This window comes from Xanthomonas sp. LMG 12460 (assembly GCF_009192895.1).
In the GTDB taxonomy this organism is placed as follows: Bacteria; Pseudomonadota; Gammaproteobacteria; order Xanthomonadales; family Xanthomonadaceae; genus Xanthomonas_A; species Xanthomonas_A sontii.
Window position 1 is genome coordinate 22985 of record NZ_NKUH01000042.1, and the last position, 12462, is coordinate 35446.

Annotated in this window: 16 protein-coding genes; 10 read left to right on the plus strand and 6 right to left on the minus strand. The window is 68.1% G+C overall.

The window, feature by feature from the left end; genetic code table 11:
- The first annotated feature begins 74 nt into the window (after positions 1–74).
- The 6 genes from CEK66_RS09760 (at position 75) to CEK66_RS09785 (ending at position 5187) form a co-directional block, all read left to right on the plus strand.
- The gene (locus CEK66_RS09760; RefSeq protein ID WP_026144580.1) at positions 75–1277 is read left to right on the plus strand and encodes an amino acid aminotransferase; all 1203 of its coding nucleotides are present in this window, start codon (positions 75–77) and stop codon (positions 1275–1277) included.
- Between the two features lie 168 nt (positions 1278–1445).
- Positions 1446–2462 (plus strand): class 1 fructose-bisphosphatase, encoded by a 1017-nt coding sequence (locus tag CEK66_RS09765; RefSeq protein WP_152236789.1) that lies wholly within the window; start codon positions 1446–1448, stop codon positions 2460–2462.
- A gap of 261 nt (positions 2463–2723) precedes the next feature.
- Positions 2724–3116, plus strand: coding sequence for a hypothetical protein (locus CEK66_RS09770; RefSeq protein ID WP_152236790.1), 393 nt, complete (start codon positions 2724–2726; stop codon positions 3114–3116).
- Between the two features lie 188 nt (positions 3117–3304).
- On the plus strand, positions 3305–3577 hold the full coding sequence (locus tag CEK66_RS09775; RefSeq protein ID WP_017910082.1) for a hypothetical protein: 273 nt from the start codon (positions 3305–3307) through the stop codon (positions 3575–3577).
- A gap of 206 nt (positions 3578–3783) precedes the next feature.
- Positions 3784–4395 carry an NAD(P)H-dependent oxidoreductase gene (locus CEK66_RS09780; RefSeq protein ID WP_152236791.1) on the plus strand — a complete coding sequence of 204 codons (612 nt, stop codon included), beginning with the start codon at positions 3784–3786 and terminating at the stop codon, positions 4393–4395.
- Positions 4396–4479: 84 nt separating this feature from the next.
- Positions 4480–5187 (plus strand): 2OG-Fe(II) oxygenase, encoded by a 708-nt coding sequence (locus CEK66_RS09785; RefSeq protein WP_017911286.1) that lies wholly within the window; start codon positions 4480–4482, stop codon positions 5185–5187.
- Positions 5188–5384: 197 nt separating this feature from the next.
- On the opposite strand, the gene CEK66_RS09790 is transcribed toward CEK66_RS09785, so the two are convergent.
- The gene (locus CEK66_RS09790) at positions 5385–6470 is read right to left on the minus strand and encodes a PA0069 family radical SAM protein (RefSeq protein WP_152236792.1); all 1086 of its coding nucleotides are present in this window, start codon (positions 6468–6470) and stop codon (positions 5385–5387) included.
- On the opposite strand from CEK66_RS09790, the gene CEK66_RS09795 reads away from it, so the two are divergent.
- From CEK66_RS09795 to CEK66_RS09810, 4 genes are all read left to right on the plus strand, one after another.
- Positions 6457–6864, plus strand: a complete 408-nt coding sequence (locus CEK66_RS09795; RefSeq protein ID WP_152236793.1) for a hypothetical protein — start codon at positions 6457–6459, stop codon at positions 6862–6864. The two genes, CEK66_RS09790 and CEK66_RS09795, sit on opposite strands and share 14 nt — an antisense overlap.
- Before the next feature lie 9 nt (positions 6865–6873).
- Positions 6874–8346 carry a cardiolipin synthase gene (gene cls / locus CEK66_RS09800; RefSeq protein ID WP_152236794.1) on the plus strand — a complete coding sequence of 491 codons (1473 nt, stop codon included), beginning with the start codon at positions 6874–6876 and terminating at the stop codon, positions 8344–8346.
- 102 nt (positions 8347–8448) lie between these two features.
- Positions 8449–8715, plus strand: coding sequence for a hypothetical protein (locus CEK66_RS09805; RefSeq protein ID WP_010340662.1), 267 nt, complete (start codon positions 8449–8451; stop codon positions 8713–8715).
- Between the two features lie 14 nt (positions 8716–8729).
- Positions 8730–9482, plus strand: a complete 753-nt coding sequence (locus tag CEK66_RS09810) for a pyridoxine 5'-phosphate synthase (RefSeq protein ID WP_152236795.1) — start codon at positions 8730–8732, stop codon at positions 9480–9482.
- Between the two features lie 196 nt (positions 9483–9678).
- Here the strand turns inward: CEK66_RS09810 and CEK66_RS09815 are convergent, their stop codons facing one another.
- From CEK66_RS09815 to CEK66_RS09835, 5 genes are all read right to left on the minus strand, one after another.
- Entirely contained in the window at positions 9679–10086 is a 408-nt protein-coding gene (locus CEK66_RS09815) for a biopolymer transporter ExbD (protein ID WP_017911271.1), read from the minus strand.
- A gap of 318 nt (positions 10087–10404) precedes the next feature.
- Complete coding sequence (locus CEK66_RS09820; protein WP_010340665.1) at positions 10405–10818, minus strand: biopolymer transporter ExbD; 414 nt, start codon at positions 10816–10818, stop codon at positions 10405–10407.
- A 3-nt stretch (positions 10819–10821) separates the two neighbouring features.
- Positions 10822–11247, minus strand: coding sequence for a biopolymer transporter ExbD (locus CEK66_RS09825; RefSeq protein WP_026144583.1), 426 nt, complete (start codon positions 11245–11247; stop codon positions 10822–10824).
- A gap of 40 nt (positions 11248–11287) precedes the next feature.
- A complete protein-coding gene (gene exbB / locus CEK66_RS09830) occupies positions 11288–12052 on the minus strand; it encodes a TonB-system energizer ExbB (protein ID WP_010340667.1) in 765 nt (254 codons plus the stop codon).
- A 97-nt stretch (positions 12053–12149) separates the two neighbouring features.
- Positions 12150–12462: energy transducer TonB (locus CEK66_RS09835; RefSeq protein WP_152236796.1), on the minus strand; the 313-nt coding region annotated here is incomplete at its 5' end.

Here is a 12462-nt window from a genome sequence, read left to right on the forward strand (position 1 = left end):
GTTAGGATGAGGTGTTTGACCGCGCCGGCTCCGGTCCTTCCGGCCCCCACCTCCGCCACCGAACGAGTACCGCCGTGTCCTTCTTTGCAAACGTGGAACAGGTCCCAGGCGACCCGATCCTGGGCCTGACCGAGGCCTACAACGCCGACTCCCGCCCGACCAAGGTCAACCTGGGCGTGGGCATCTACTACGACGAAAACGGCCGCATCCCGCTGCTGCGCGCGGTGCAGCAGATCGAGCAGCAGCTGGCGCAGGACGCCAGGCCGCGCGGCTACCTGCCGATCGACGGCCTGCCGGCCTACGACCTGGCCACGCAGAAGCTGCTGTTCGGCGCCGAGTCGCCGCTGCTGGCCGCCGGCCGCGTCGCCACCTCGCAGACCATCGGCGGCAGCGGTGCGCTGCGGGTGGGCGCGGACCTGCTGAAGAAGCTGCTGTCCACCTCCACCATCGCCATCAGCAACCCGAGCTGGGAGAACCACCGCGCCGTGTTCGGTGCCGCTGGCTTCGACGTGGTCGAGTACACCTATTTCGATCCGGCCAGCCACGGCCTGAACTTCGACGGCATGCTCGCCGACCTGCGCCAGCTCGCCCCCGGCAGCGTGGTGCTGCTGCACGCGTGCTGCCACAACCCGACCGGCGCCGACCTGAGCCAGGCGCAGTGGCGCACCGTGGCCGAGCTGCTGAAGGAACGCAACCTGTTCCCGTTCGTGGACATCGCCTACCAGGGCTTCGACAAGGGCATCGACGCCGACGCCTACGCGGTGCGCCTGCTGGCCGAGGTCGGCATCGACAACTACGTGGTCGCCAGTTCCTACTCCAAGTCGTTCTCGCTGTACGGCGAGCGCGTCGGCGCGCTGTCGGTGGTCTCGGCGAATGCTGCCGAGAGCAAGGCGGTGCAGTCGCAGGTCAAGCGCATCATCCGCACCATCTACTCCAGCCCGTCCACGCACGGCGCCGCGCTGGTCGCCGGGGTGCTCAACAGCCCCGAACTGCGCGCGATGTGGGAGCAGGAACTGACCGAGATGCGCGAGCGCATCCACGCCCTGCGCGCCGGCATGGTGCAGAAGCTGGCCGCCCTCGGCGCGCCGGAGTTCGGCTTCATCCAGCAGCAGGCCGGCATGTTCTCCTACTCGGGCCTGAGCAAGGCGCAGGTGGACCGGCTGCGCGAGGAGTTCGGCATCTACGCGGTCGGTACCGGCCGCATCTGCGTGGCCGCGCTGAGCCAGAAGAACCTGGACTACGTGACCCAGGCCGTGGCGACCGTGCACAAGGGCTGAGCCCCGCGGTCCCGCACCGAGCCGGAAGCGCCTGCGCTTCCGGCTTTTTTGTGCCTGCATGGGGGCCGTGTCGGCCCGCGCCGGCATGGTCGCGAAACACCATTGATCGAAATCTACCGCGCAACCCGCGACAATGGCGGCCCCTTCTCACGCAAGGCCGTCCTGCCCATGTCGCGAACGTCGCTGACCCGCTTCCTGATCGAAGAACAGCATGCCGGGCGTATCGGCCCGGAGCTGCGCCAGCTCATCACGATCGTGTCCCGCGCCTGCAAGCGCATCTCCATCGCGGTCAGCAAGGGCGCTCTCGGCGGCGTGCTCGGCGATGCCGGCACCGGCAACGTGCAGGGCGAAGCGCAGAAGAAGCTGGACGTGCTCAGCAACGACATCCTGCTCGAAGCCAACGCCTGGGGCGGCCACCTCGCCGCCTGCGCTTCGGAAGAGATGGACCACTGCCAGCCGGTGCCCGACAAGTACCCCAGCGGCGATTTCCTGCTGCTGTTCGATCCGCTGGACGGCAGCTCCAACATCGACGTCAACGTCTCGGTCGGCACCATCTTCTCGGTGCTGCGCGCGCCCCCAGGCACCGACAAGCCCGGCGACGAGCACTTCCTGCAGCCGGGCACCGCGCAGGTCGCCGCCGGCTACTGCATCTACGGCCCCAGCACGATGCTGGTGCTGACCCTGGGCCACGGCACCCACGCCTTCACCCTGGAGCGCGAGGAGGGCAGCTTCCTGCTGACCCAGGCCGACATGCGCATCCCCGAGGACACCGCCGAGTTCGCGATCAACATGTCCAACCAGCGCCACTGGGAAGCGCCGATGCAGCAGTACGTGGCCGACCTGCTGGCCGGCAGCGAGGGCGTGCGCGGCAAGAACTTCAACATGCGCTGGATCGCCAGCATGGTCGCCGACGTGCACCGCATCCTCACCCGCGGCGGCATCTTCATCTATCCCTGGGACAAGAAAGACCCGGGCAAGGCCGGCAAGCTGCGGCTGATGTACGAAGCCAACCCGATGGGCATGCTGGTGGAGCAGGCCGGCGGCGCCGCCAGCACCGGCCGCGCACGCATCCTCGGCCTGCAGCCGGAGCAACTGCACCAGCGCGTGCCGGTGTTCCTGGGCTCGAAGAACGAAGTGGCCGAGGCGGTGCGGTATCACCTGGAGCACGACGCGTCGAATGGCTGAGCGGCGCCTTGGTCGGCGGCGCGGGCAGGACGTTGCTCCGTCTTCGCTCTCATCCGGCCGCTGTCTGCCGCGCAAGGCATCGCATAGGCGTTTTGCCTGATGCGAGGTGACGCCGTGGTACTTCAGGCGAGGAGCGAGCGGATCGGCGGCGTCGATGCCAATCGATTCCTCCAGATCTGTGAGACGCTGGGCTAGCCAGTCGCTGCGTGCACGCTGCCACGCAGCGCACATTGCAGCCAATCAGGTGTCAGGAGACCTAACATGCTCAAACGATGGCTTGCCGCCCTCTTCGCACTATTTGCCGCCGCTTCCCCGGCGGCAGCCGACTCGTGGCGGGAGGGAGGCCTCTACGCGACCAGTCGGCAGGAGGGTGGCTACGTATTGCTCAAGATCCTCAAGCTGGACGCGGATGGCGTACATGTGCGCGTCTACAGCAACGTTTACTCAGTGCCGCCCAAAGCGGTCGACACGTCCACCCTATATCTCGCTGGCGACAATCGACACGATGATGAACCCTTGGGCATGGGCCACCTCCCGATCTCCAGAGCCTCTTTCGCTGGTTGGGATCTTCATTTTGTCCAGCAGTCCTCGGTAACCGAGGAAGAACTCGAGGGCTACCGGATCTGGCAGGAAGCGCAGGGCGGCTATTTCTAGCACGGCCGCATGCGCTCCGCGTTGCGCCGGCAGTGGCGAACGACACGGATGAAAATCGAACGGATCAGGCCGGCGGACACTGCACGACGGCTCGACTGCGGTAGGGTAGCGGCGTCCGGCGCCAGCAGAGCGCGTTGATCGCCGGCGGTCGTCGCGTGCACCTGGTCGTCCCGGGCGGGAGGAACCCCATGAACCAGACCCTCGTCGTGTTGTTCTTCTTCGCCACCGCACCGGTCGCGCTGATGCCCACGGTCATCGCGCTGTTCACCCGCCACCGCTGGCGGCGGCGGATCGTGCTGGTCAACCTGGCGCTGTGGACGCTGCTGTTCTTCGCCGCCCGCAGCTTCACCCTGTACAACTCCAGCCGCTTCGAGCTGCCGACCCTGCTGGCGCTGGCGGTGTGGCTGGCGCTGTTGGGCATCGCGATCCGCGGCACGCCCGGGTCATCCAAGCGCTCCTAGCCACCGACAGCGCCCGCACGCCTGGTCGGTGCGCGATGGGGCGATCGCGGCGGCGAACCGCTATCGCCCAGGCCGATCTCAAGGCCACGCGGACCGCGCTCGCTGCGTGTTTGCGGTGCCGCAGCGCTCACGACCCTTGCACGCCATCGCGACGTCAGGCCCATCGCGCCCGATCCACAGTGAGGTTTTACTGACGGAGTCGGACCATGTCCCTGCGCGCCTTCGGCCTGAACTGCTCGCTCAAGCGCGGCACTGCGCCCTCGTCCACCCAGCGCCTGCTGGATCAGATCCTGCAGGCACTGGCCGCGCACGGCGTGCAGGGCGATTCGGCGCGTGTGGCCGACTTCGACGTGCGCCCCGGCGTACGTGCCGACGAAGGCGACGGCGATGCCTGGCCGCAGCTGCGCCAGCGCGTGCTGGATGCAGACATCTTCGTGCTGGCCACACCGATCTGGGTCGGCCATCCGTCGAGCCTGGCGCAGCGCGTCCTGGAGCGCATGGATGCGTTTCTCGGCGAAATCGGCGACGACGGCGTGTATCCGACCTTCAACCGCGTGGCCATGGTCGCGGTGGTGGGCAACGAGGATGGCGCGCACAAGGTCAGCGCCGATCTCTACCAGGGGCTGACCGACTTCGGTTTCAGCGTCGCCGCCGGCAGCCCGCCGTACTGGGTCGGCGAGGCGATGGGCAGCACCGACTACCAGGATCTGAAACAGACGCCGAAGGTGCTGGCCGACACCATCAAGACCGCCGCCAGCAACGCCGCGCACCTGGCGCGCCTGCTCAAGGCCAATCCGTACCCACCGCCGCTGGCCTGAGCGTTCCGCCGCGTCGGAGCGCCAGTGGCACGGAGCCGCTGCGCTGCGGCTGCAACCCTGCGAAATCGCTGGTAAGGTCGCGCGATGTCCGACCTGCATCCCGATTTCATCGAAGTGTTCGATGGCGCCATGTCCCGCGAGGACTGCGCCGCCATCCTGCGCCGCCTGCGCGGCAGCACCCAGTTGCGGCCCGGCGAGGTCGGCAGCGGCGTGTTTCCCGAGCTCAAGCGCAGCCGCGACCTGCGCATCAGCGGCCTGGAACCGTGGCGCGACGTGGAACAGCGGCTGCAGCAGGCCGTGTTCGGCGGGCTGCTCGGCTACCTGCGCAAGTACCCGCAGACCCTGATCTCGCCGCTGATGCTGCAGGTGCCCGGCGCCGACGGCCAGCCGCACCGGCTCGGCGCCGACGATTTCGCCCTGCTCGACGACGCCGCGCTGTCCAACCTGGCGCGCACCTGCCTGCGCCCGGGCGCGATCAACCTGCAGTGGTACGAAGCGGGCGAGGGCGGCTACCCGTACTGGCACTGCGAACTGTACCCGCGCGATCCGAGTGCCGAGACCCTGCACCGGCACCTGCTGTGGACCCTGTACCTCAACGACGATTTCGACGAGGGCGAGACCGAGTTCCTGTTCCAGCAGCGCAAGATCGTCCCGCGCGCCGGCAGCCTGCTGATCGCCCCGACCGCCTTCACCCACACCCACCGCGGCAACCGCCCGCAACGCGGCGACAAGTTCATCGCGACGAGCTGGATCCTGTTCCAGTCGGCGCAGGCGCTTTACGGCAGGGAATAGGGAATGGGGAATGGGGATTCGTCAAAAGCAGGGATTCGGGAGTGGGGATTGGGGATTCGTAAAAGCTGCTTTCTTGGTGGCTGAATTGCAGTGGCTGCGTCGGGCCGCCGCGACGCGCCGCTCTTGCTAATCCCCAATCCCGAATTCCGAATCCCTGCCCCATTGCGAATCCCCAATCCCGAATCCCCAATCCCCGCTCAAAACAACACACCCTGCGGCGACGGCGGGCGCGGCGGCTGCGGTTTGACGAAGTGGCTGCAGTCCAGGCGGCGACGCGGGGACTCGGCATAGCCCAGCCGCTTGTGCGCCAGCGCGAAGCGCCGCGCCAGCAGGTCGGCGTAGACCCCTTCGCCGCGCATGCGCTTGCCGAAGGTGCTGTCGTAGTCCTTGCCGCCGCGCAGTTGCTGCACCGTGCTCATCACGTGCGCGGCGCGGTCGGGATGGTGCGCCTGCAACCAATCGCGGAACAGCGGCGCCACTTCATGCGGCAGGCGCAGCAGCACGTAGCCGGCGGACTCGGCGCCGGCCTCGCGGGCCGCCTCCAGCACCGCTTCCAGCGCATGGTCGTTGATCCACGGGATCACCGGCGCCACCATCACCCCGACCGGGACACCGGCCTCATGCAGGGTGCGCATCGCGCGCAGTCGCGCGTGCGGGGCCGAGGCGCGCGGCTCCAGCCTGGCCGACAGCCGTGGATCCAGCGAGGTCACCGAGAAGTGCACGCTGACCAGGTTGTCGCGGGCCAGCGGCGCCAGCAGGTCCAGGTCGCGCTCGACCAGCGCGTTCTTGGTGATCAGCGAAAACGGGTGGCGGGTTTCGGCGAAGACCTCGATCAGGCGCCGGGTCAGCTGTAGCTTGCGCTCGATCGGCTGGTAGGCGTCGGTGTTGATGCCCAGCGCGATCGGGCTGGGCACGTAGCCGGGCTTGGCCAGCTCACGGCGCAGCAGCTCCGGGGCATTGGTCTTGGCGAACAGGCGCGTCTCGAAATCCAGCCCCGGCGACAGGTTCAGATAGGCGTGGCTGGGGCGGGCGAAGCAGTAGCTGCAGCCGTGCTCGCAGCCGCGGTACGGGTTCACCGACTGCGCGAACCCCACGTCCGGCGACTGGTTGCGGCTGATGATGCTGCGTGCGGTCTCCTCGCTCACCTGGGTGCGCAGGCGCGGGGCGGCGAATTCCTCGCTGTCGTCGGGGTGCCAGCCGTCGTCCTCGGCCTGGCTGACGGTCCGTTCGAAGCGGCCCGGCAAATGGCTGCCGGCGCCGCGGCCCTTGATGGCGATGCTCATCGGCATAGGCTACGCGGCAGGCGTCTCGGCGGATGCGACGGCACCGACGGCGGCGCTGAATCTTTCAGGCCACGCAGGCAGCGTGGCTCATCTCCGCCCGTTGCGCACGGCGGCGCAGCAGATCGACGTTCCACGGCGGGCCGGCGACCTGTCGCTCTTCGGCGATGACGCTGCCATTCGCCGAACCGGGGCCTCGTCGCGGGCGCACGCGAACGCCCTCGCCTTGGCGTCACCCGGTTGCCGCGAACGCCTGCTGTCATGCACCCGCAGTGCAGCGCAGGGTCGCAGAGCGGATGGCTGCCAGCGCGCCAGACAGCAAACCCACGCGATCCGGGCGGTCGCCGCGGTGCCGGGCCGGCATCGCCTTCGCCGCAACCTCCGCGTCACCCTCTAGAATCCGCCGATGCTCGTGATCGCGACTCTGCAGAACACCTGGGACCGGCTGACCGGCATCCCGCACATCGGCGCCTACCTCACCGCCGCCTACCTGCTGTACATCCTGTGGCTGAGCGGCTGGATCGTGCTGCAGAAACGCGAGCCGGCGGCGACGCTGAGCTGGGTGCTGTCGCTGGCCGCCTTGCCCTACCTGGGCTTCGTCATCTACTACCTGCTGGGCCCGCAGAAGGTGAAACGGCAGCGCCTGCGCCGCGGCCGCTCGCGCTCGGGCATGGAGCACTACAGCAGCGTCTGCCCACCCGACGCCGACTGCACCGAGCTGGCCAAGATCGCCCAGGCCACCACCGGCCTGGCGCCGAGTTCGGCCACCGCGGTGCAGTGGCTGGTCGACGGCGCCGCTACCTACGAGGCGATCCTGCGCGACATCGGCGCCGCGCAGCACCATGTGCACCTGGAGTACTACATCTTCAATCCCGACCGCACCGGCACGCGCATCCGCGACGCGCTGGTCGAGCGCGCTCGCGCCGGGGTTCGGGTGCGCCTGCTGCTGGATGCGGTCGGCTCCTCGCAGGTGCGCAAGCGCTTCCTGCGGCCACTGCTGGAGGCCGGCGCCGAGGTGGCCTGGTTCCATCCCACCCAGTTGCTGCGGCCGTTCAAGTTCAAGCGGCCCTGGGTCAACCTGCGCACCCACCGCAAGATCGTGGTGATCGACGGCCGCATCGCCTTCACCGGCGGCATCAACGTCACCGACGAGGAGAACGAGGCGCTGCGCGCCGACGCCTACCGCGACCTGCACCTGCGCTGCGAAGGCCACGTGGTGCGCAGCCTGCAGCTGGTGTTCGTGGAGGACTGGCTGTACGCCACCCGCCAGGGCCGCGACGCCTTCGACATGGCGCGGATCTGGCCCAGCGACATGCCCAGCCGCGATGCCGGCACGATCCAGGCGCAGGTGCTGGTGTCGGGGCCGGATTCATCGTGGGAGAGCATCCATCGCCTGCAGGTGGCGGCGATCCACGAGGCGCAACGGCGGGTGTGGCTGGTCACGCCGTACTTCGTGCCGGGCGAGGCCGCGCGCATGGCGCTGACCTCGGCGGCGCTGGGCGGGCTGGACGTGCGCCTGCTGGTGCCCAAGCGCAGCGACTCGCGGCTGGTGACCTTGGCCGCGCGCTCCTACTTCGACGAACTGCTGCAGGCCGGCGTGCGGATCTACGAGTACGGCCCGCGCATGCTGCATACCAAGGCGTTGATCACCGACGAGGACCTGTGCCTGGTCGGCAGCGCCAACTTCGACAACCGCAGTTTCCGGCTCAATTTCGAGGTCGCCACGCTGTTCCGCGACCGCGGGCTGACCCGGCAGCTGGCCGAGCTGCTGGAAGGCGAGATGGCCGACGCGGTGCGCGTGCGCGACGACCGCAAGCGCTCGCTGTGGCGCTACCGGCTGCCGGAGGCGGTGGCGCGGCTGACCTCGCCGCTGCTGTAAGCGCGGCGCCCCGGCGCCAGGAGCGGTGCACGCCGGCCGCGGTGCCACGTGGAACCGGCACGCCCGGCGGCGCTACACTGCGCCATCCTTGGGGAGATCGTCATGTACTGGCTCTTTCTGCCGCTCGCGCTGGGTGCTTTCGTTCTGGCGTTCACGACGCCGCACATGTGGTTGCTGGTGGTGAGCCTGCTGGCCGCGCTGGCCTTTCTGCTGGCCTGGGCGCGCGGCTGGTACGTGGCCAAGATCGGCGACGCCAGCCAGCGCGACGCGATGCCGATGATCGACCCGGCCGAACTGCGCCGCCTGCGCGAGCAGGCCGAGGCGCGCCGCGCCGCGGCCGCCGCCAGCGACGACGCCGCGGCACCGTAAGCGGTTCGCCGGCGATGACCAAGCTGAGCGTCAACGTCAACAAGATCGCGGTGCTGCGCAATTCGCGCGGCGGCGACCTGCCCAGCGTGCTCGACGCCGCGCGTGCCTGCCTGGACGCCGGCGCGCACGGCATCACCGTGCACCCGCGCCCGGACCGGCGCCACATCCATGCCGAGGACGTGCTGGCGCTGGCCGAACTGACCCGCGAGCGCGGCGTCGAATTCAACATCGAGGGCAACCCGTTCGCGCCGCCGCGTCCCGGCTATCCGGGACTGATCGCGCTGTGCGCGCAGACGCGTCCAGCGCAGGCCACCCTGGTGCCCGACGGCGACAGCCAACTCACCTCCGACCATGGCTTCGACTTCGGCCGGGACAGCGACCGCCTGCGCCCGCTGATCGCCGAACTGAAAGCCCTGGGCTGTCGGGTCAGCCTGTTCGTCGATGCCGACAACCCGGATCTGGCGGTGGCGGCCGAGCTGGGCGCCGACCGCATCGAGTTGTACACCGGTCCCTATGCCGCCGCATGGGAGCAGGGCGACAGTGCGGCGGCCGCGCCGTTCGCTGCTGCCGCACGCCGCGCGCAGGCTGCCGGGCTCGGCGTCAACGCCGGCCACGATCTGGCCCAGGCCAATCTCGGCGCGTTCCTGGAGACGGTGCCGCAGGTGCTGGAAGTGTCAATCGGCCACGCGCTGATCGGCGAGGCGCTCTACGCCGGGCTCGACGCCACGGTGAAGGCGTATCTGGCGGTGCTGGCCGGGGCACGCTGAGCCAGGCCAGCAGCGCGGCCTGGCTCCCTGGAACTTGCCCGCGTCGCGGGCGCAGCGATCGCGTGTAGCTAAGGTTGTCGCGATCGGCGCAATCCGATCAACCTGGGCGTTCGCTGCCTCCCGCAAGCGGAAACGCGCGAGTTCCCGACGCACGCGACGCCACCGGCAATGGTGGCGTCGCACCACAGACCGCCTGTTACTGCACGAAGCCGATGCGCTGGACGTCGGCGTTCTTGGCCGCCGCCAGCACCTTGGCCATGGCCTCGTAGTCGGCGTCCGGGCTGGCATCGATGCGCAGTTCGGGCGGATTGCCGGCCGCCTGCGCCATCGCTTCCTGCAGCCGGGGCTGCAGATCGCGCAAGGCCAGCGGCGCGGCATTCCAGAACAACTGGCCACTGGCGTCCAGGCGCAACTGGATCGGGTCCGGTGGCGGCAAGGGCCTGGACAGTGCCGGCGTCCGCTGCGGCAGGTCCATGGCGATCGTCCGCGTCAGCATCGGCGCGGTGACGATGAAGATGATCAACAGCACCAGCATCACATCGACCAGCGGGGTGACATTGATCTCCGCCAGCGGTCCCCGATTCCCTGCAGCACTGAACGCCATGGCCAGCCTCCTGTGGGTGTGGTGTCGCGTCACCAGCCTACACCCGTGTCGCGGCGGTGCGCGAGGGGGGCGACAGCCGGACGTGCTTCGGCTTGGCACCGCGGAGCGTCCAGTCGCTCAGGTCAGGAGGGGGGCGAACGCGCGGGGCGTCCAGCGACGCTGGACGGCACGTCACGCCACACGCCAGGCCGACGGCGGACATCGTCGCAACGGGCAGTGCAGCCAACCGTGCACGCACAAAAAAACGCCACCGTTGCCGGTGGCGTTTGCAGTCGCGTCATGACTGAGGTGTAGCGGTGAAGCGAATTGCGGTGAAGCTTATTGCTGCACGAAGCCGATCTTCTTCATGTCCGAGTTCTTGGCGGCGGCCAGCACCTTGGCCATCACTTCGTACTCGGAATCCGGATTGGCATCGATGCGCAGTTCCGGCTGGTTGGTCGGATCGCGCTGGACTTCGTTTTCCATCATCTGCGGGAGCGCACTCACCGCCACCGGGCTGTTGTTCCAGAACACCTGGTTCGACGCATCGATCCGCAGATCGATCGGCGGCGGCGGATCGCGCAACTGCGGCGGCGGGTTGATGACCCGCTGCGGCAGATCCACGTCGATCGGGTACGTCATGATCGGCGCGGTCACGATGAAGATGATCAACAGCACCAGCATCACGTCGACCAGCGGCGTGACGTTGATGTCGGCCATGGGACCACGGCCGCCTCCTGAGCTGAACGCCATGGCTCAGTTCCCCTTCTCTTTGGTCGCAACGAAGCCGACGTCCAGCATGCCCTGACTCTGCGCGATCTTGGTGATCTCGTTGATCGTGCGCATCTTGGTGGTGCGGTCGCCACGCAGGTTGAGCGGCGGCTGCGGGGTCTGCTGTGCAGCGGTCGAGAAGCGCGACTCCAGGGCTTCCTTGGAAATCGGCTCATCGTTCCAGTACAGCGACCCATCCTCCTTGACCGCCAGGGTGATCGGATTCGGACGCTTGTCGTCCTTGTCCGGATCCTGCTTCAAGTTGGCTTGGGGCAGTTCCACCTTGACCTTGTGGGACATCAGCGGTGCCGTGATGATGAAGATGATCAGCAGCACCAGCATCACGTCCACGAGGGGCGTGACGTTGATGTCGGCCATGGGGCCGCCGCTGTTACCACTACTGAAAGCCATAACGGGCTCCGTTAACGTTGCGTGGACGACTTAGCCGGGATCAGCGAACGCGCGAACCGGTGGCGAAGAAGTCGTGCAGGTCGTGAGCGAAGGTGTCGAATTTGGCGATCACCGAGCTGTTGACCTTGCTGAAGAAGTTGAAGGCGAACACGGCCGGGATCGCGACGAACAGACCGATCGCGGTCATGATCAGCGCTTCACCGACCGGGCCGGCCACGGCGTCGATCGAGGCGGAGCCGGTGGCACCGATCTTGATCAGCGCGCCGTAGATGCCCCACACCGTACCCAGCAGACCGACGAACGGCGCGGTCGCACCGACGGTCGCCAGCAGGGTCATGCCCGACTGCAGCTTGGTGCTTTCGCGGGTTACGGCCTGACGCAGGGCGCGGTCGACGAACTCCGAACGGCTCAGGGTCTCGCCCAGGCCGGTGCCGGTGCCGGCTTCGGCGCGCTGGTGGTGCGCGGCGGCCTGCGCGGCGTCCAGGGCGATCTTCGAGAACGGCTCGGAGGCCGGCTGCTCTTCCATCGCACGGATGGCGTCCTGGGCGTTCGGGGTGTCCCAGAACAGGCTGGTGACGCGGTCGGCCTGGCTCTTCAGACGGGTGGCGCGGAAGATGTTGATGATCGTCCAGTACCAGGACGAGGCGGACATGATGATCAGGGTGATGAGCACCACCCAGGAGACGGCGAAGTCACCCGGCTTGGAGGTCATTTCGGTGATCAGGTGCTCGAAGCCCATCTGCGACAGGGCGTTCGATGCGTTGTTGCCCCCCGCAGCAGCGGCGATGAAAATTTCCTGCAGCATGACGCTTACCTTTGTTGTGTGTGGTGGTGATGAGGGTGGTGCAAAGAGTAGACAGGGTTTGCGGACCGGCGGTGCGCCGGTCCGCGCAACCTTTGTATCAGTTCAGCGCGAAGTTGACCGGGACGCGGACGCGGCCGGCGGTCTTCTGTCCATTGACGACAGCGGCATTGAACCGCCACTTGCGCGCTGCTTCCATGGCGGCGCGGTCCAGGTCGCGGTTGCGGCTGGATTTCTCGACGGCAACGTTCGTGACGTTACCACTGGCATCGACATCGATGATCAGGATCACCTCACCCTGCGCGCCCGACCGGAATGCAGCCGGCGGGTACTTCGGCGGGTTCATGTTCTTCGACGAAATATCGACGCTAGCGCTGATGTCGGAGGGTGCGGCCGGCGGCGCAGGCGGCGAC